17 protein-coding genes are annotated in these 18,873 nt (G+C 27.1%); 7 read left to right on the top strand and 10 right to left on the bottom strand.

Annotation, left to right across the window (positions count from 1 at the left end; genetic code table 11):
• Position 1: 1 nt before the first annotated feature.
• From ATR_RS06550 to ATR_RS06540, 3 genes are read right to left on the bottom strand one after another with little or no spacing between them, the layout of a single operon-like run.
• A complete protein-coding gene (locus tag ATR_RS06550; RefSeq protein ID WP_115428674.1) occupies positions 2–1,693 on the bottom strand; it encodes a flagellar hook-length control protein FliK in 1,692 nt (563 codons plus the stop codon).
• 35 nt (positions 1,694–1,728) lie between these two features.
• Positions 1,729–2,697 carry an aldolase catalytic domain-containing protein gene (locus tag ATR_RS06545; RefSeq protein WP_115428673.1) on the bottom strand — a complete coding sequence of 323 codons (969 nt, stop codon included), beginning with the start codon at positions 2,695–2,697 and terminating at the stop codon, positions 1,729–1,731.
• Positions 2,698–2,745: 48 nt separating this feature from the next.
• Entirely contained in the window at positions 2,746–3,537 is a 792-nt protein-coding gene (locus tag ATR_RS06540) for a ribonuclease H family protein (RefSeq protein ID WP_115428672.1), read from the bottom strand.
• Positions 3,538–3,650: 113 nt separating this feature from the next.
• Between ATR_RS06540 and ATR_RS06535 the strand changes: the two genes are divergently transcribed.
• Entirely contained in the window at positions 3,651–5,873 is a 2,223-nt protein-coding gene (locus tag ATR_RS06535; protein WP_115428671.1) for a methyl-accepting chemotaxis protein, read from the top strand.
• Positions 5,874–5,888: 15 nt separating this feature from the next.
• On the opposite strand, the gene ATR_RS06530 is transcribed toward ATR_RS06535, so the two are convergent.
• The gene (locus ATR_RS06530; RefSeq protein ID WP_115428670.1) at positions 5,889–6,356 is read right to left on the bottom strand and encodes a DUF2721 domain-containing protein; all 468 of its coding nucleotides are present in this window, start codon (positions 6,354–6,356) and stop codon (positions 5,889–5,891) included.
• Positions 6,357–6,459: 103 nt separating this feature from the next.
• Here ATR_RS06530 and ATR_RS06525 point away from each other — a divergent pair, with 103 nt between their 5' ends.
• Both ATR_RS06525 and ATR_RS06520 read left to right on the top strand, forming a co-directional pair.
• Positions 6,460–6,804 carry an ArsR/SmtB family transcription factor gene (locus tag ATR_RS06525; protein WP_115428669.1) on the top strand — a complete coding sequence of 115 codons (345 nt, stop codon included), beginning with the start codon at positions 6,460–6,462 and terminating at the stop codon, positions 6,802–6,804.
• Positions 6,801–8,867: a heavy metal translocating P-type ATPase gene (locus ATR_RS06520; RefSeq protein ID WP_115428668.1), complete on the top strand. Its 2,067-nt coding sequence runs from the start codon at positions 6,801–6,803 to the stop codon at positions 8,865–8,867. Before ATR_RS06525 ends, ATR_RS06520 begins: the two co-directional genes overlap by 4 nt.
• 30 nt (positions 8,868–8,897) lie before the next feature.
• Here the strand turns inward: ATR_RS06520 and ATR_RS06515 are convergent, their stop codons facing one another.
• Positions 8,898–9,275, bottom strand: a complete 378-nt coding sequence (locus ATR_RS06515) for a DUF302 domain-containing protein (protein ID WP_115428667.1) — start codon at positions 9,273–9,275, stop codon at positions 8,898–8,900.
• Positions 9,276–9,706: 431 nt separating this feature from the next.
• On the opposite strand from ATR_RS06515, the gene ATR_RS06510 reads away from it, so the two are divergent.
• The 3 genes from ATR_RS06510 (at position 9,707) to ATR_RS06500 (ending at position 14,693) form a co-directional block, all read left to right on the top strand.
• The gene (locus tag ATR_RS06510; protein WP_115428666.1) at positions 9,707–11,686 is read left to right on the top strand and encodes a methyl-accepting chemotaxis protein; all 1,980 of its coding nucleotides are present in this window, start codon (positions 9,707–9,709) and stop codon (positions 11,684–11,686) included.
• A 146-nt stretch (positions 11,687–11,832) separates the two neighbouring features.
• Entirely contained in the window at positions 11,833–12,708 is an 876-nt protein-coding gene (locus tag ATR_RS06505) for an ABC transporter substrate-binding protein (RefSeq protein ID WP_115428665.1), read from the top strand.
• The gene (locus ATR_RS06500; protein ID WP_115428664.1) at positions 12,705–14,693 is read left to right on the top strand and encodes a putative bifunctional diguanylate cyclase/phosphodiesterase; all 1,989 of its coding nucleotides are present in this window, start codon (positions 12,705–12,707) and stop codon (positions 14,691–14,693) included. Before ATR_RS06505 ends, ATR_RS06500 begins: the two co-directional genes overlap by 4 nt.
• 51 nt (positions 14,694–14,744) lie before the next feature.
• On the opposite strand, the gene ATR_RS06495 is transcribed toward ATR_RS06500, so the two are convergent.
• From ATR_RS06495 to ATR_RS06475, 5 genes are all read right to left on the bottom strand, one after another.
• Complete coding sequence (locus ATR_RS06495; protein ID WP_228254207.1) at positions 14,745–15,341, bottom strand: hypothetical protein; 597 nt, start codon at positions 15,339–15,341, stop codon at positions 14,745–14,747.
• Positions 15,277–15,585: an AtpZ/AtpI family protein gene (locus ATR_RS06490; protein WP_115428662.1), complete on the bottom strand. Its 309-nt coding sequence runs from the start codon at positions 15,583–15,585 to the stop codon at positions 15,277–15,279. Before ATR_RS06490 ends, ATR_RS06495 begins: the two co-directional genes overlap by 65 nt.
• A 12-nt stretch (positions 15,586–15,597) precedes the next feature.
• Positions 15,598–15,912 (bottom strand): pyrimidine/purine nucleoside phosphorylase, encoded by a 315-nt coding sequence (gene ppnP, locus ATR_RS06485; protein ID WP_115428661.1) that lies wholly within the window; start codon positions 15,910–15,912, stop codon positions 15,598–15,600.
• Complete coding sequence (gene hemL, locus ATR_RS06480; protein ID WP_115428660.1) at positions 15,905–17,197, bottom strand: glutamate-1-semialdehyde 2,1-aminomutase; 1,293 nt, start codon at positions 17,195–17,197, stop codon at positions 15,905–15,907. Before hemL ends, ppnP begins: the two co-directional genes overlap by 8 nt.
• 203 nt (positions 17,198–17,400) lie before the next feature.
• Entirely contained in the window at positions 17,401–17,994 is a 594-nt protein-coding gene (locus ATR_RS06475; RefSeq protein WP_115428659.1) for a cytochrome b/b6 domain-containing protein, read from the bottom strand.
• A 91-nt stretch (positions 17,995–18,085) separates the two neighbouring features.
• On the opposite strand from ATR_RS06475, the gene ATR_RS06470 reads away from it, so the two are divergent.
• Positions 18,086–18,871 (top strand): energy transducer TonB, encoded by a 786-nt coding sequence (locus ATR_RS06470; protein ID WP_115428658.1) that lies wholly within the window; start codon positions 18,086–18,088, stop codon positions 18,869–18,871.
• Positions 18,872–18,873: the final 2 nt, after the last annotated feature.

Below are 18,873 nucleotides of genomic sequence, written 5' to 3'. Positions count from 1 at the left end.
TTTAAACCTTTATATCCACTCTTTGACTTGAAAACATATCGTTGTTATAGTGATTTTGATAGATATTGTTTGGTTTGTCCTCTTTCTTTTCGTCATAATCTTTCATATCTAAAAGTTTTACATTCATGGTTATAATATTCGCATCATTTAGTGCCAACTTTAGTTTTTGTAAGTTTTCTCTAAGAGCTATTTTAAAATGCTCTCTTTGAGCATAAATTGTGATATCTAGTTTATTTTCATCATATAAAGATAGCATTAAATCTATTTTTCCAAAATCTTTTAAAGTTAGTTTTATTTGGCAAAAGAACTTCTCTTCATCTTTTTGTTTTATTTCAATAGAGCCATCTTCTAACATCTCCCAAAAGAAAGGTATATATACAAAATTAGAGTTTGAAACTATTGAGCCTAACTGGTGCATATCTATTTGAGTTAAAAGATTATTTATGCTCTTTAGACTATCTTGAGATTTTATATCTGTTTTTGAAGCAACTTCCTCTTGCATTTTTAAAAGCATTGATTTAAAATCATCATCAAGTTTTGGACTATTTTTATTTAGATTATGGTTATTTAAATTATCATTAATAATATTTTCAACTTTTTTAATAAGTGTGTTTAACTCTTTTAGAATCTCTTCATTCTTTGGATTCAAAGAGTGTAAACTCTCTTTTAAAGTAGTTAAAAGTGGAGTTAAATTTGAAGAAAAATTGTTTAAAAAATTTGAGATATTACTATTTTGAACACTATTTAAAATAGCTTCACTTTTTGAAAATAGATCAGGCATAGCTAAAAGTTTATCTAAAATAGGGGCTATATTTCTATTTTGCAAAAGTAATGGGTTTTGTGATATTTCTTGTTTTATTTGTGATAAAAGCTCTTTTGTTTGATTGTTTATAAGATTTTTAATATCAATATTCTCTTTTAAAATCTGCTCACTTAAAATAGGTTTTTCTACATTTTGTTGTAAATTTTGTTTTGATAAACTTTCTATTTTAGCTTCTACTAATTGTCCACTATTTATAAAGTTTTTAAGTTCATTTGCTAAAGATGTTAGATTTAAAGACTCTTTATTTGTTAAAGAGTTGCTAAGATTTTGTAAATTTGTAATAAGATTTTTAAGTTCATTTATGGATGTTTGTGGACTGTTTGTGTTGTTTGATAAAGATTTTAAAATATTATTAACACTTTGAGTAATCTCTTTTGCTATAGGTGTATCAATGTTTTTTAGGAGATTAGAGATATTTTGTAAAAGATTTTCTAGTTTAATATTTGAATTTTGTGTAAGCTTATTTTCTAAAAAGACTCCACTATTTTTTATCTGTTCTTTTAAATTTTCAGGATTTATATCTTTTATGTTTTTTAAAAAATTTTCTAAAAGAGGTTTGAATTTTTGTAGAGTTTCATCATCTTTTATACTATCTAATAAAGAAGATATATTTGTAGATATAGTGCCTAAATCTTTAAAAACATTTGAGTTTTTTATAATATTTTCTAAAGTAGAAGCAGATTTTGAACCATCTTTGATAGCATTTAAAACCTCTTTTAAAACCTTACTTGCGTCTATTGAAGAACTAGAGCTATCTTGTTTTAAAAGATTATTTAAAGTCTTATTATCTACCTCTTTTAGGGCATCATTTAAAACTCTATTGTTGTTTGCTAAAAGTATATTTAGGGCAGTTCCATTTGATATTAACATTTTTGATTATAACATAAATATTACGAAACAGAAAATTATTCCATGTGGATATTTTTATAAAACTCCCTATATTTTGTATCACCTTCATCTCTTGCTTTCATAGCAGCTCTTGGATGTTCATTTAATTGACCAGTTATCATATATGGAATACTATATCCCCAATCAAGTTTTTTTTCTAGCTCAACTATATGGTTCTCTATAAACTCAAATACAGGCATTTGATTATATTTAGGATTTTTCAAAAAACCTAAAAGAAGCTCTAAAGGACAGTTTCCAGCACCTCTTCCTAAGCCACTTACTGTAACATCTAAAAAACTAGCTCCATAAATCATAGCTTCTAAAGTATTTGCATATGCTAGTTGAAGATTGTTGTGTGCATGAATACCTACTTTTTTACCACTTTTTTCTGCAAAACTTAGATATTTTTCTGTAAGGTCTCTTATTTGTTCTGGATAAAAAGAGCCAAAGCTATCAGCTATGTAAATTACATCAACAGGAGTTTTGGCTAAAAGTTCTAAAACTTGATTAAGTTCATCATCAAATGATTTTGAAATCGCCATAATATTTACTGTTGTCTCATATCCTTTTGCATGGGCATCTTCAATTAGTTCAATTGCTGCTGGAATTTGATGAATATATGTTGCAATTCTAATCATATCAACTACACTTTCACTTTTTGGTCTAAGCTCCTCTTTTAAGCTTCTTCCAATATCACTCATAACTGCAATTTTAAGATTTGTATTATTTTCACCCACAATTCTTCTTATATCTTCTTCTTTGCAAAAGTTCCAAGGACCATATTCTGCTTCACTCATAAGAGTAGGAGATACATTTTTCCCTATCTCCATATAATCGACACCAGCTTTTATGCACATTTCATAGTGAGCTTTTACGAACTCATCACTAAAGTGAAAATTATTTACTAATCCACCATCTCTAATAGTGCAGTCAAAAACTTTTAAGTCTTCTCTCACACTTAAAATTGTCCCTTTTTTTTCTAACATAATTTCTCTTCCTTAAAGTTTCAATGGATTATAATAGCTAAGAATATATTAAATTTTTATTTTTAATACATCATTTAAATTTTTATAAACAAACTCTTTATACTCTATACTTCTCTCTTTTATAGAGATATTCGCCATAATATCTGCTAACTCATTTCCAATATTTCCACTATGCCCTTTTATGTGTTCTAAAATTACACTATCTTTTATCTTTAGATAAAGTTCATGAGCTTCGATAATAATATCTAGGTTTTTTATCTCACCACCTTTTTTACTCCAACCATTTCTTTTCCACGAATATGCCCAAGTGCTTATACAATCTATTGCATATTTTGAGTCTGCATATATAGTAATTTTATTTTCTGTTATATTCAAAGATGCAATTTTTAGGGCTTTTAAAAGAGCAGTTAGCTCTGCTATATTATTTGTAGCTTCTTCCTTAAAATCTCCATAGAGCAAAGTAGGGTTTTGATTTTTATAAAAAATAACAACACCACTTCCACTATTTCCAGGATTTCCCTTACTAGCTCCATCACAAAAAATTTGCAAAATATCACTATTTGTTTTTTTACTCTCAACACTTTTATATACTTTTGCTTCTATATTGTTGTATTGTAAAACCATATGGTAATTTTTTATTACTTGCTCTTGAGAGCCCAAATCTTTTATACCTTTTAAAAGCATTAGAAGGTTTTTATTATTCTTTGTAATATCTTGTAAAACTGCTAGATTTTTCCAATTATTTTCATCATCTTTTTTTATACCTAAAATATCAAACTGTTTTTGGTTTAAAGTGCCGTTATATTCGATTAGGCTTAAAAATTCTAAATCTATTTTCATATCATTTTTTCTTATAATTAAATTAAATTAATTACAATTATACACAAATAGCCTTTGAAAAAAAATCTATTTTGGATAGAATTGCTCCTAAATTCAAAAAATAGGATAAATTTATGATATCTTCACTATCAATAAAACAAAAACTGATTTTAATAATGCTAATACCACTTTTAATAGTAATTCTTTTAGCTGCTAAACTAGCTTTTGATTCATATGCCAGTTTGGAAAACCTTAAAAAACTAGATAAAGTTGTTGTTTTATCTACAAAGGTTGGAGCTTTAGTTCATGAAACTCAAAAAGAGAGAGGTATGACTGCTGGGTTTATTGGAAGCCGTGGCGCAAAGTTTAAAGATGAATTACCAAAACAAAGAGATGAAGTAAATAAACAATTAGCAAACTTAAATATTTATCTTAAAGATTTTGATAAAAATTTATATAGTGCAGATTTTATAAAAAATCTAGATGATGGTTTAACAAAACTAAAAGATTTAGAAGAGATTAGAGCAAAGGTAAATGCTTTTGATATTCCAGCACCAAAAGCAATAGCATATTATACAGATACAAATACCTTGTTATTAAATATTTTAGGAAATATAGTAAAACAATCAAATAGTTCAAATATTACAAAAGAGTTAGCAAGTTATATGAATTTCTTACTCTCAAAAGAGAGAACTGGAATTGAAAGAGCAGTTGGTACAAATACTTTTGCACAAGATAAATTTACACCTGAGTTAAAGGCTAAATTTTATAATTTAGTAGCTGAACAAATCGCATATTTGGATATTTTCTCAAAAATAGCTTCACAAAATATAAAAGATTTTTATAGTAAAACTGTGGTTGGAAAAGCAATAGATGAAGTTGAAAGAATGAGAACTGTAGCTCTTTTTTCAAATATAGATGAGAAGTTTGGAATAGATCCAAACTATTGGTTTTCTACAATTACAGATAAAATAGAACTTTTAAAAGAGGTTGAAGATTTTGTAGCAAATAGCCTTTTAAATCAAATAGAGAGTGAAAAAAGTGAAGCAAATTTTCATCTTTTAATATTTTCACTTTTAAGTGTTTTTGGGGTTGCTATTACTATGATACTTGCAAGAACTATAGCATTTACAATTTTGATTGATGTTGGAAGTGTAAGAGCTGGAGTTGAAGAGTTTTTTGCATTTATTAATTTTGAAAAAGAGGATATTAAGCTTATTGATGTAAATTCAAAAGATGAGCTAGGAAATATGGCTAGAATTATTAATAAAAATATAGAAAATACAAAAGCAAATATACAAAAAGATAGAGCGTTGATAGCTGATACAATTAGAGTTGCAAATAGTATAAATAAAGGGTATTTAAATCAAGAGATAGAGGCTAGTTCAAATAATCCAGCACTAAATGATTTAAAAAATATTATAAATGAGATGTTAAATACTTTAAACTCAAATATTTCTAATATTTTAAATGTACTTACATCTTACTCAAAATTAGATTTTAGACCAAAATTAAAAGATAACGAGTTGGAAGGTATTATAAAAGAGCTAGAGAATGATATAAATATTTTAAGAGATGTTATAACAAAAACTTTATTAGATAATAAGAAAATAGGATTAACTTTACAAGATAATGCAAATATTCTTAGTCAAAATATGAAACATATTTCTAACTCAGCAAATACACAAGCAGCTTCTTTGGAAGAGACAGCAGCTTCTTTAGAAGAGATTACTTCAAATATTACAAATAATACACAAACAACTGCAAAAATGTCTGATTATGGACAAAGAGTTAAAACATCTATTGCTATAGGTCAAGATTTAGCAAATAAAACTGTAAAATCTATGGATGATATAAATAGTGAAGCATTGGCAATTAGTGAAGCTATTACTGTAATTGATCAAATTGCTTTCCAAACAAATATCCTAAGTTTAAATGCAGCAGTTGAAGCTGCAACAGCTGGTGAAGCTGGAAAAGGATTTGCTGTTGTTGCTGGTGAAGTTAGAAATCTTGCAAATAGAAGTGCTGAAGCTGCAAAAAGAATTCAAGAGTTAGTTGAGAATGCTCAAGATAAAGCAAAAGATGGTAAACAGATAGCTACAGAGATGATAGAGGGTTATGCAGAATTAAATGAAAATATCTCAACAACTATAGATTTAATACAAAATGTAACAACTGCTTCAAAAGAGCAAAATAGTGGAATGGTACAGATAAATAGTGCAGTTAATAGTCTTGACCAAATAACTCAAAAAAATGCTCAAAATGCTAATATTGCAAATGATATTGCACAAAAAACTTTAGAGATTTCAAAAGAGATTTTGGATCAAGTAAACCAAAAAACGTTTGAAGGAAAATAGAAAAGAAGAGCTATATTATGGAATATAGCTCTCTTTATTGTTTATAAATTTTGTAGTATAAAAAAGCTCTCTTAAGAATAAAATTAAAGAAATTACTAAAGAACTCATAGATAAGATAAATAAAATAGCAATAAAAGAGGTATGAGAAAACTCCAAAAAAGAGCTTAAAAAGATTGTAATAATTACTAAAGCTACTAGAAGTCCAGTGGTTGTTCCAAAAAATATAGCTCTATTTGTATTGTTCATTCTCATAGTTAAAAAATCTCTTCTATTTTTTATCATAGCTTTTAGTTCACTATTTATCTCCTTTTTCTCTTTTTTATCAAGTTCAAATTTATCTAATTTATCGACTTTATCTATTATTCTTACTAATCTTCCTGTAAAAACATTTAAAAGTCCAGCAACTCCAGCTAGTAAAAAAACAGGAGCAACAGAGAGTTGAATCATACTTGAAATTGTGCCTATTTCAGAATTTGTAATCATAAATTTTCCTAAATTTTTTTTTAAGATTATAGCAGATTTATTTATAATGTTTTAAGACAATTCCATATATGATTATATGTTCATATATAGAAAAGGAATTGATATGGGAAAATTGTGCTGTAATGATAGAGATAAAGAAGAGATTATAGAAAATCTAGTTGATGAAGAGGTTTTATATTATGTAGCTGAGCTTTTTAAAGCATTTGCAGATAGTACTAGAATAAAGATAATTTCACTTTTAAAAGATCAAAGACTTTGTGTAAACTCTATTAGTGATATTTTAAATATTAGTCAATCAGCCATTTCGCATCAATTAAAGATTTTAAAAAATGCAAAAATTGTAAAGAGTAGAAGAGAGGGTAAATGGATTTTTTACTCTCTTGACGATTTACATATACAAAAAATATTTGATATGGGATTAGAACATATAGTAGAGGGTAAAAAATGAAAAAAGTAAAACTAGAAAATTTAGATTGTGGCTCTTGTGCCATAAAACTAGAGGATGGTTTAAATAAACTTGAAGAGTTAGAAAATGTAAAGGTAGATTTTTCTACTTCAACTTTGATATTTGAAGAGAAAAACAATAGTGTATCTTTAGATTTTTTAGAAAAAGAGATACAAAAAATAGAGAAACATATAAGTATAGAAAAAGAGAAAAAAGAGAAAAAAAACTTTTGGCAGAATTTAGATAAACAACTTCTTTTTACAACAACTCTTTCTATATTTTTAACAATTCTTGCATATAACTATATAGGAAATAGCTATTTCAAAATCTCTGTTTATTTTGTAGCTTATCTTCTAGTTGGTTATGAGGTTCTTTTTACTGCATTTAAAAACATTTTAAATGGTAAAATCTTTGATGAAAACTTTTTGATGAGTGTTGCAACTTTGGGAGCTTTTGCATTAGGTGATTTTGTAGAGGGAATTTCTGTTATGATTTTTTACTCTATTGGAGAGATGTTCCAAAGAGTTGCTGTTAATAACTCAAGAGATAGTATAAATTCCCTAATAGATATAAAACCTGAAAGTGCCTTTGTAAAAGAGGGTGAGAATGTAGTAGAAAAAAGAGTGGAAGAGATAAAAATAGGTGATATTTTACTTGTAAAAAAAGGTCAAAAAGTACCAACAGATTCTAGATCTTTAGGAACTAGTTTTTTTGATACAAGTGCAATTACAGGTGAGGGTGTTCCAAAAAATATCAAAATAGAAGAAAATGTTTTAAGCGGATTTATAAACCTAGGTGAGAGCATTTATATAAAAGCAACTTCATTATTTAAAGATTCAACAGTGGCAAAAATAGTTGAATTAATAGAAAATGCAAGTTTAAAAAAAGCAAATGCAGAGAAGTTTATAACAAAATTTGCTAGAGTTTATACTCCAATAGTGGTGCTTTTGGCTCTATTCATTGCAATTTTCCCACCTCTTCTTATTGAGGGAGCAACTTTTGAAGAGTTTATAAAAAGAGCATTAGTATTTTTAGTAATCTCATGTCCGTGTGCTTTGGTTATATCTGTGCCACTCTCATTTTTTAGTGCAATTGGTGCAATATCAAGAGAGGGAGTTTTGGTAAAAGGTGCAAACTATATAGAAAAACTAACAGAGATAAAAAACTTTGTTTTTGATAAAACAGGAACTCTTACAAATGGAGTATTTGAACTAACAAAAATCAAAAGTTTTAAGCTAGAAGAAGATGAATTTTTAAAGCTTATTGCAACAGCTGAAAGTTTTTCAAATCACCCAATAGCAAAAGCTATAGTAAACAGCTATAAAAAAGATTTAAATTTAAAACTACTTACAAATACAAAAGAGATAAGTGGTTTAGGAATTTCTGCAAAAATAGAAGATATAGAAGTTTTAGTAGGAAATAGACAACTTTTAGAAAAGTATAGTATAGAAATTGAAGAAAATGTTTATGAAAATGGGACTATTTTTGTAGCTATAAATGGTGAGTTTGATGGGTATTTAGTTTTAACTGATACTATAAAATCAAATGCAAAAGAGTTTATAGAGGAGTTGAGAAATTTAGGGCTTGAAAAAACTTATATTTTAAGTGGAGATAAAAAAGAGATAGCTATCAGTGTAGCAAAAGAGCTAAATATAGATGAGGCAAGATATGAACTCTTACCACATGAAAAGCTAGAACATTACAAAGATATTAAAAATAGTTCAAAAACTACAACAGCCTTTGTAGGAGATGGAATAAATGATGCTCCAACTTTAGCACTTTGTGATATTGGTTTTGCAATGGGAGATGCTGGAAGTTCAATTGCAATAAAAAATGCTGATATTGTGGTGTTAAATGATAATCTTAACTCTATAGCAAAAGCTATAAAAATAGCAAAGAAAACAAAAAAAATTGTATATCAAAATATTATATTTATAATCTTTATAAAAGTGCTATTTTTAATCTTAGGTGTTGAGGCTATTATTGGGATGAAAGAGGCTATATTTGCTGATGTTGGAGTTGCACTTTTGTCTATATTAAATACTCTTAGAATTTTAAGAAGATAAAATCTTCTTAAAAGAGTAATTTTAGAAAAGCTATTTTGCTTCCTCTATTATTTTTAAAAGCTCCTCTTGAGCTCTTTGTGCTAATTCGATTAACTCAGGGTTTATATCATCAACTAGTTGAACTAAAGAGTTTAAAGTTATATTTGTCTCATTATCATTTGTATAAACTGCTATTTTACAAGGCATAATAGAAGATAGACTAATATCCTCATTTAAAAAAACTTCTGCAACATTTGGATTACAAATATCTATAACTTGGCAATCTTCATTTAGAACTTTCCCTTTAGATGTTAATGTCTCTTTTAGATTGTGGATATGTTGAACTCCAAAACTATATTTTGGTGCTATCTCTTTAATACTATTTACTACTTCCTGTACAGTTTTACTTGAAACTTCAATATACTGCATATTTTTCCTTTAAATTTTTGATTGATTATAACTAAATAAATTTCATATAACTTTAATAGCTTTGTTAATATAAAAATATTATTTTAAAAAATTACTTTTGCTTAATATATGACTAAACTAAAAATTTAACTGCGAATATTTATAAGTTTATATTAAGAGCATATTATATATTATTTCCAGAATCAATAAAAATAATAGTAAAATCAATTTTACTATTATTGATTTATATAGGAGTTTGTAGTGGATATAGAGTACTTGTATAAAATCGAAATTAATTTAATAACCATTTTAGAAGAGGAAATTTTCAGCTATAAAGATAATTTTAAAGTCGTTTCGACAAAAAATATATTTGAGATAAACTTTATAAGCTAAAATTATTAGCAAAAACAGACAATACAAAATTTACAAGAATCATTAGGAGTAGAAAAATCATGTTTAAAAATTTAAACACAAGAAAAAAGTTATACTTTTTCCCAATATTATTTATTGCAATAGTAATTGCTTCAAGTTGTATATATTTATACTTTATAGATATTGCCCATAAAAGAAATGCAGCGGCACAAGCAAGTGAGAAGTTTGTTTTAGATATTGCAAAGACTAGAATATCTGTTTACCAGTTTCTTAGAAATCCAAATAGTGAAACTGAAAACATAGTTGATGAAAATATGAAATATCTTGAAAATAGTCTAGTAGATACTAAAAAAGATTTTTCTAACCAAAAAAATATAGATTTAGCGAATCAATCATTGATTTTAGTAGATAAATATGCAGAACTTTTTAAATCTTTTTCTAAAGAGAAAATACAAAATACACAAAATGGTATAGAAATAGAGAGTGAAACACTAAAAGATAGTATTACAAAAATGGCAAATATAGGTTTAGAGATGGAAGATAAACTTTATGAGATAAATAGTTCAGCTGTAGAGTTAGAAAAAGAGGCATATAGTAACCTTGACACTAATCTTGCTATTATTTTAATATTTGCTTCAATTCTCTTTGTAGCTATTTCAACTTTTGTAGCAAATAATATTTTAAATTCTGTAAATAGATTTAAAGATGGACTTTTAGGTTTTTTTGCATACTTAAATAGAGAGGAAAAAGATAGTGAGCTTTTAGATGATAGTTCAAAAGATGAGTTTGGACAGATGTCAAAAGTTGTAAATGAGAATATTATAAAGACTAAAAAAGGTATAGAAGAGGATAGAAAATTAATTAGTGAAACTATAGAGGTTTTAGGAGAGTTTGAGCAAGGTGATTTATGTAAAAGATTAGATACAAAAGTAGAAAATCCAGCTTTAATGCAACTTTCAACAGTGATAAATGGTATGGGGGATGTTTTAGAGAAAAATATTGAAAATATTTTAGATGTTCTTGAGAAATACTCTTCATATAACTATGTAGGTAGAGTTTCAACAAAAGGTTTAAAAGAGCAACTTTTAGGTTTGGCTAATGGAATAAATTCTTTAGGAGATTCTATTACTTCAATGCTTTGTGAAAATAAGGCAAATGGTTTAACACTAGAAGATAGTTCAAAAATTCTTCTATCAAATGTTGATAAATTAAACTTAAGTTCAAATGAAGCAGCAGCATCACTAGAAGAGACAGCAGCAGCATTAGAAGAGATAACTTCAAATATAAGAAATAATACAGAGAGTATTGCAAAGATGTCACATCTTTCAAATGGTGTTACAAAAGCAGTAAATGAAGGACAAGCTATGGCAAATCAGACAACAACTGCAATGGATGAGATAAATACACAAGTAAATCTTGTAAATGAGGCAATAGGAGTAATTGATAATATAGCATTTCAAACAAATATTCTTTCACTAAATGCAGCAGTAGAAGCAGCAACAGCAGGGGAAGCAGGAAAAGGGTTTGCAGTTGTTGCACAAGAGGTAAGAAATCTAGCAACAAGAAGTGCAGAAGCTGCAAAAGAGATAAAAGAGATAGTAGAAAGAGCAACAGTAAAAGCTAATGAAGGAAAAACTATTGCTACAAATATGATAGATGGATATAAAAACTTAAATACAAATATCTCTTCAACAATGAATTTAATATCTGATATAGAGAATGCTTCAAAAGAGCAACTATTAGGGATTGAACAGATAAATGATGCAGTAAATCAATTAGACCAACAGACACAACAAAATGCTATGATAGCTAGTCAATCACATGATATTGCTCTAAGTACAGATGAGATAGCAAAACTAATAGTAGAAGATGCTAATCAAAAAGAGTTTGTAGGTAAGAGTGAGGTAAAAGCTAAAGAGATAGGATTAAAGAAAGAGGTAAAAGAGCATATAATAAACTCTACAGCTAAAAAGACAGTAAAACCAAATCAAAATACAAACACTTCTAAAGTAAAAGAGATTAAAGATAACTCTAATAGTGATGAGTGGGAAAGCTTTTAAGAGATCTTAAATCTCTTAAAGCTAAAGCTTAAATATAAGGAGAAGAATTAAGCAAGAATTTTTCTTATCTTAGAATACTATAAGAGTTGCCACAAGTCTTGAATAAAAAATAAAAGGATTAATCTATAAATTAAGGAGAGAGTTTTATGATTAGAGTTATTTTGGTAAGTTTGATATCAATTATATTTTTTACATCATGTGGTGAAGATAAAAAAGAGAAATTAAAGATTGTTACATCTAACTGGATAGGTTATACACCATTATTCTATGCAAAAGAAAAAGGGCTTTTAGATAACTTAAATATTGAACTTTTAAGCGTAGTCTCTTTAAGTGAGAGTCTTTATACTTTTAATTCAAATCATGCAGATATATTTTTGGGTACACAATATGAGTATAAAATGAGTTCTATGAAAAACAGTCAAGTTGTTCCAATAATGTTATTAAATAAGTCAGATGGTGGGGATGTTGTTATGTCTAACAAAACACTACAAGAGCTTTATGAAGAGAGAAATAAAATAGATGTATATTTAGAACTTAGTTCTATTAACTCTATTGTATTTGAAGAGTTTATATCTAAATATAAATTAGAGACAAAATACTTTAATTATATAAATAAAGATCAATCTTTTATTGCAAATTTAAAAGAGTTCACAAATCCTACTATTGTAGTTACATATAATCCATATAATATTGCTTTGGAAAAAAGAGGTTTAATAACTTTAGAGAGTACAAATGATAATAAAGATTTATTAATAATTGATGCCATGTTTACTACAAATGATATTTTAGTTAAATATAAAGATGAGTTAAAAGAGCTTAAGAAGATAGTAAATATTGCAATTTCTGAGATAGAAAAAGATCCAAAGCAATATTATGAACTAATAAAAGTTTATCTCTTTGGGATTACTTATGAAGAGTTTACAAATAGTATCTCAAATATTAAATGGTTGAATAATAATCCAAATCAAAATATTCTGCTCAACTTAAAAGAGCATAATTTCCCAATAAAGGATCTATTGTGATTTTTACAATTCAAAGATTTGTTTTAACCCTTATTCTAGTAGTGATTTTTATATTAAGTTCTATATTTATATACTATTTTAAAAATCAAGTGGAGAATACTTCAAAAGTTATATTTACTACAATGGAAAATGAAGTAAAAGAGAAAGCTTATACAATATCAAAAACTATAGAAAAAAAAGATGATATATTACTTTATATGGCACTTTTAGGTAATGTTGCTGCAAATAGCCAATTTGTAAAGGCAATTTTGGTTTTTGATGATAATGAACTTTTACTTACAACAGATCCAAAAGTAGTATCTATAGAGAGAAATAGTAGCTTAACTAATATAAAAACATATAGTGAAAAGTTATCAGAAATATCTTATATTCAAGAAGATATTAACTACTATGAACAGAATAGATTAAAAAAGTTAGATTTAGTATTTTTAATTGATAAAGAGTATATAAATACCTATTTTGTAAAAAATAGATATGAGTTTTTTGTATATTTCGGAATTTTACCTATATTCTTGGTTTTAATTATGTACTATATTTTTAGAAAATATATTACTATTCCTCTTGAAAAACTGAGACAATTGGCATACTATAACACTAAAATTCCAAAAGCTTTTAAAATAAAAGAGTTAGAGTCTATTAGACACTCTATGGTTGATTCTTTTTCACGATTAGAAAATGAGAAAAAAGAGTTTTTTTTAATGGCAAGAACAGATTCATTAAGCGGTTTAGCAAATAGAAACTCTCTACAAGAGTTTTTAGATAGATTAATTCCAACTGCAAAAAGAAAGAAAGTGGAGTTTGCTTTTTTATTTTTAGATTTAGACCACTTTAAAACTATAAATGACTCTTTGGGTCATAATATTGGTGATGAATTATTACAAAAGATATCAACTATATTAAAACAAGTGTTAAGACCAAATGATTTTATTGCAAGAGTAGGAGGTGATGAGTTTGTATTAATTATTCAAGATTATAAAACTACTGTTGAATTGACAAATATTATAAAAAGAATACAAAAACAACTAGCAAAACCTTGGGTTATTCAAACTCACCCTGTTGAGACAACTTGTAGTGTTGGAATAGCAATTTTCCCACAAGATGGAGAAGATCATGTATCTTTAATGAAAAGTGCAGATATAGCCATGTATGAAGCAAAAAAACATGGTAGAAATAGATATCATTTTTTTACAAAAGATTTAAATGAAGCTATCTTAAAAGTGATTAACTTAAATAAAGAGATGCGAACAGCTCTTAAAAATGGTGATTATAAATTATTTTACCAACCAAAAGTTTGCCTAAAAGATTCAAAAATAATAGGAGTAGAAGCACTAATTAGATGGATTGATAAGGAAAAAGGGTTTATTCCCCCTTCTGATTTTATTCCTCTTGCTGAAGAGAATGATTTTATTCTAGAATTGGGAGATTGGATAGTAGAAGAGGCATTAAATCAATATTTAGATTGGAAAAGTAAAGGTATAGATATAGTGATGTCTATAAATATTTCAGCTAAACAGTTTTTACAAAATAATTTTGCAAAAAATTTAATAGATAAAATAAATAGTAAAAAAATAGAGCCAAATAGAATTATTTTAGAACTAACTGAATATATTTTGATTGACCAAAATAATAGTGTATATGCGACTCTTAGAAAATTAAATAAGTTTGGTATTAGTATTTCATTAGATGATTTTGGAACAGGATATTCATCTTTATCTTATCTTAAAAAATACCCTATTGATTATTTAAAAATAGATAAATCTTTTATTGATGACTCTTTTAATGAACAAGGAAAAGTATTTATTGAAACTATTGTAAAAATGGGACAGGCATTACATATGAAAATAGTAGCTGAAGGGGTAGAGCAACAAGAGCAAGTTGAGTATCTAAAATCTATAGATTGTAATTTATATCAAGGTTACTATTTTTCTAAACCAATAAAAGCAAAAGAGTTTGAAGAGTTTTATAAATCTTTAGAAAAAAATTAATATCTATATCCCAATTTTATATAATAGAAAAATTGGGATAAAATCTTTACTCTATTTGTTCAAAAATTTAGTAAATAAAACTCCAATAGGAACAATACTAAGTCCAGTAATAAAAGCAATAGGAATAAGAATTTTATTGTTATTTAATGCAAAAAAACCAAAAATTAAAATTCCATATCCCAAAACTCTATAAATTGAGATAAAACCACCAGCGCTAAAAAGAGTATTTTTAAAGCTATTTTGCTTCACTCTTTTTCTCTCTTCATCTATTATCTCTTTGATTTTTTCAGGTGACAATTGCTCTTTAGGAACCTCTTCATATTCACTATATAAATCAAAAGGGTCATCTATTTCATCAATTTTATCTCTATCTTCAATTGAGTTTTTTTGTTTTTCATCATAAGAAGATAATCTATTTTGTATATTTTTTTTATAAGATAAGAAAGAGGCAAGAGTTACAAATAAAGATGAAAAGAATGCAACTTGAATATTTAAAAGCCAAACACTATTTTGAAAGAGTAGGGCATATATAGTTAAACAAAGATTTAAAAATATAAAAACCTTTGCAAAATTTACAGTTTGCTTACTTATCTTCATCATCAAAAGATTTATCACCATATTTTGCTCTATGTGCATATCTTGGATCATTTTCCATACCTTCATACACTTTTTGAGCTCTTTTATATGCTTTATAAACATTTAAGCCAGCTGCAGCAATACCCCAAAAAACACCTAACCAAAGTGTCCATGTATATCCTGTAAAGTGTTTTAAAGCCAAACCTATTCCAACCCCTATTACAATAGCGGCAACCATAGAAATTCCAACAGATAAACTATCTAAAGCTTCAATCTTATCTCTATGTTTTGGCTTAGTATCTTTTCTCTCTTCCATAAATACTCCAATCTATTTTATATAGCTACAAAAGTAATCAGTTATTTCTAATACTTTTATATCAAAGCTAGAGTTTGCAACAACTTCAAATGAGCTTCCACTTCTATATGTTTTCCACTCTTTTTCGCCTTTTAGTTTTACTTCAACATGACCTTCAATAATCTCCATTATTTCAGCTTCAACAGTACCAAAGAGATACTCTCCTTTCATCATAATTCCAAGAGATTTTTTACTTCCGTCTGTATCTATAAATGTTCTACTTGTAACATTTCCATCAAAATAGATATTTGCTTTTTTTATTAATTCAACACCTTTAAAACTATGCATTGTTTTTTAAACCTTTCATAACTTTATCTGCTGTTTTTATACAATTTTCTATCATTTTATTTGTAATTTTTGTACATATAAATCCAGCTTCATATTGGCTACAAGCAAAGTAAAAACCATGTTTTAGCATCTCTCTATGGAAAGTTGCAAACCTTTCAAAATTACATTTTCCTACCTCTTTAAAGTTTTTTGGCTCCTCTTCGCAAAAGAAAAATCCAAACATACTTCCTCTTGTATTTACTTGAAGAGCTATACCATTTTTAGTAGCTACTTCTTTTAGACCATTTACAAGTTTTATAGCTTTTTTACTTAAATCTTCATAGATTTTTGGATTTGCTTTTAATTTTTTAAGACTCTCTAATCCTGCTGCCATAGCAACAGGGTTACCACTTAGAGTTCCTGCTTGATAAATTTTTCCTTCAGGTGATAAGTGGCTCATAATTTCTTTACTTGCTGCAAAAGCACCTACTGGCATTCCCGCTCCTATTACCTTTCCAAAAGTTAAGATATCAGCTTGTATATTTAAAATTCCACTAGCTCCTTTTAAAGATGCTCTAAATCCACTCATAACTTCATCAAAAATCAATAGTGCTCCATGTTTATTGCAAAGCTCTCTACATTTTTCTAAAAACTCGTTTGTAGCAGGAACTAATCCCATATTCCCAGCAATTGGTTCAATAATTATACAAGCTATGTCGCTACTCTCTTCAAAACATTTTTCAAGTTGAGATATATTGTTGTATTCACATAAAAGAGTATGTTTTGTCAAATCTGCTGGAACACCAGGGCTACTTGGACTTCCAAAAGTTGCCATTCCACTTCCGGCTTGAACTAAAAGAGAATCACTATGTCCATGATAACACCCTTCAAACTTTACAATATCATTTTTATTTGTAACACCTCTTGCAAGTCTAATAGCACTCATAGTAGCTTCTGTTCCAGAGCTTACAAATCTAATTTTATCTATATTTTTATACATAGAAACTATCTCTTGTGCTAATTCTGTCTCAAGAAGAGTTGGAGCACCAAAGCTTAAACCTTTTTTTACAGTTTTAATAACAGCTTTTTCAATATCTTTATCGCAATGTCCAAAAATAAGAGGTCCCCAACTTTGAACAAAATCTACATAAGCATTTCCGTCAATATCAAATAGATAGGCACCTTCTCCTTTTTTGATAAACGGAGGAGTTCCACCTACACTTTTAAATGCTCTAACAGGGGAATCTACTCCTCCTGGAATTACTTCACAAGCTTCTTTGTAGGCTTTTATAGATTTTTTAAACATATTTTTTCCTAATCTTGATTTATTTAAATTTTAAATATTCTACAATAAACTATATAAGCAATAGTTTATTAGAGTATTTTTAGGTTTGTATAAATTTTGTAAGTTTTTATAAAGATTGAGGGTTTTGTAGATTTAATATCATTAAAGAGTAACTTTGTTAAGTTTATTGAATTAATTTAAAATAGGCGTTAAAGCCTATTTTATTATTTCCCACCATTAAACATCTCACTAATTAATCCTTTATCCGTTGTAGTTTCAGCTACTATAACTCCAAAAAGATGAGTAGCTATAAAAAATAGATAGAAGAAAAAAGATTGTTTATGCATATCTTTCATAAAGCCAACAAAACTTTTGGCTAAGTTTAAATCATCTCTAAAATATAGTAAAACTCCTGTTAAACAAACAAGAAAAGTAACTATATAAAAGAGTAAGTGCATAATTTTTGCACCTTTTTGATGAATATTCTTGCTCTCTTTTATTTTTGTTAAAATTCCAGTTTCACTTCTACTTAAAAATGCAAAAAGTCTAAAAATAATCAAAAAAACTAGAATAAAACCAAAGATATAGTGCCAGTTCCACATCTCTGATCTTAAAAGTTTTGCAATAACTACAGCATTTTCATTTGTAAGAGATAAACCAAATTCACTTAACTTATTTTGAATAATTAAGGCATTATCATTCTTATTAAACCAAGTACTTCTAAATATACATGTAAAGATTAAACCTATAATTGCTATTGAATTAAGCCAGTGCCAAACCCTTAAATTTAGGCTTCTTTTTTCATTAAAAACTCCCATTTATTGCTCCTTTTTAGTTTTAAAATGATACAAAGATTACTTTAATGAAATTTTAACCAAATTCAATAATTTTTTTACTATAATTCGACCAATGAAAAAACTATACTTAGCCTTTTTAATATCACTGTTGCTACATATTTTGCTATTTTTAAACTATAGTTTTATAAAAGAGGATATTGAACCAAAAGAGAAAGAGCATTCTGAAAAAAGTGATATTAAGTTTGTTAAATTAGTAGAAGATAGACCACAACAAGAGCAAAATATTAAAGCTATTGAAACTTTACCACAAATAGAGCAAAAATCTGTAGTAGAAAAAAAAGTTGAGCAAAAAATAGAAAAAGTAAGCCCTAAAAAGACAAAAGAGATAGATAGTCCCAAAGTTGTTACAAAAGATACAAATAGTAAAAAACAGATAGATATAAACAATGCAAAAAAAGTACAAAAAGATATCTTAAAAGAGAGTAGCACGTTTCAAGAAAATACTTTAGAAAAATTTTTATCTCAAAAGTCCCCTATAAATCAAGAGGTTTTAAATGAGTTACAACAACTTTATGGAAAAGAGTATGATAATTTTACAAAGGTTCAAAAAGCATATTTAGAAAAAAACTTAAATAATTTTCAAGTAATTACACAAAGAGTTTTAAATCGTATGGGTTATCCAAAATTAGCTTCAAAATTAGGAATAGGTGGGATTAATATTATAGAGTTTATGTTTCATCCAAATGGAGATATTAGTGGTCTTAAAATAATTAATTCAAGTGGATATACTATTTTAGATGATTACTCTTTAGAGTTAATACAAATAGCATATAAAGAGTATCCAAAGCCTAGTGAACCAACAAAACTTAGATTTAAAGTATTTTATAGAAATTATTAAAT

The organism is Aliarcobacter trophiarum LMG 25534 (assembly GCF_003355515.1).
GTDB lineage: Bacteria > Campylobacterota > Campylobacteria > Campylobacterales > Arcobacteraceae > Aliarcobacter > Aliarcobacter trophiarum.
The sequence above is the reverse complement of the archived record's forward strand: the minus strand, read 5'-3'. Positions and strand labels throughout refer to the sequence as shown.

Coding starts and splice junctions, on each gene's coding strand:
- ATR_RS06550 (WP_115428674.1), bottom strand. CDS start 1,693: ATGTTAATATCAAATGGAACTGCCCTAAATATACTTTTAGCAAACAAC.
- ATR_RS06545 (WP_115428673.1), bottom strand. CDS start 2,697: ATGTTAGAAAAAAAAGGGACAATTTTAAGTGTGAGAGAAGACTTAAAA.
- ATR_RS06540 (WP_115428672.1), bottom strand. CDS start 3,537: ATGAAAATAGATTTAGAATTTTTAAGCCTAATCGAATATAACGGCACT.
- ATR_RS06535 (WP_115428671.1), top strand. CDS start 3,651: ATGATATCTTCACTATCAATAAAACAAAAACTGATTTTAATAATGCTA.
- ATR_RS06530 (WP_115428670.1), bottom strand. CDS start 6,356: ATGATTACAAATTCTGAAATAGGCACAATTTCAAGTATGATTCAACTC.
- ATR_RS06525 (WP_115428669.1), top strand. CDS start 6,460: ATGGGAAAATTGTGCTGTAATGATAGAGATAAAGAAGAGATTATAGAA.
- ATR_RS06520 (WP_115428668.1), top strand. CDS start 6,801: ATGAAAAAAGTAAAACTAGAAAATTTAGATTGTGGCTCTTGTGCCATA.
- ATR_RS06515 (WP_115428667.1), bottom strand. CDS start 9,275: ATGCAGTATATTGAAGTTTCAAGTAAAACTGTACAGGAAGTAGTAAAT.
- ATR_RS06510 (WP_115428666.1), top strand. CDS start 9,707: ATGTTTAAAAATTTAAACACAAGAAAAAAGTTATACTTTTTCCCAATA.
- ATR_RS06505 (WP_115428665.1), top strand. CDS start 11,833: ATGATTAGAGTTATTTTGGTAAGTTTGATATCAATTATATTTTTTACA.
- ATR_RS06495 (WP_228254207.1), bottom strand. CDS start 15,341: ATGATCCAAGATATGCACATAGAGCAAAATATGGTGATAAATCTTTTG.
- ATR_RS06490 (WP_115428662.1), bottom strand. CDS start 15,585: ATGGAAGAGAGAAAAGATACTAAGCCAAAACATAGAGATAAGATTGAA.
- ppnP (WP_115428661.1), bottom strand. CDS start 15,912: ATGCATAGTTTTAAAGGTGTTGAATTAATAAAAAAAGCAAATATCTAT.
- hemL (WP_115428660.1), bottom strand. CDS start 17,197: ATGTTTAAAAAATCTATAAAAGCCTACAAAGAAGCTTGTGAAGTAATT.
- ATR_RS06475 (WP_115428659.1), bottom strand. CDS start 17,994: ATGGGAGTTTTTAATGAAAAAAGAAGCCTAAATTTAAGGGTTTGGCAC.
- ATR_RS06470 (WP_115428658.1), top strand. CDS start 18,086: ATGAAAAAACTATACTTAGCCTTTTTAATATCACTGTTGCTACATATT.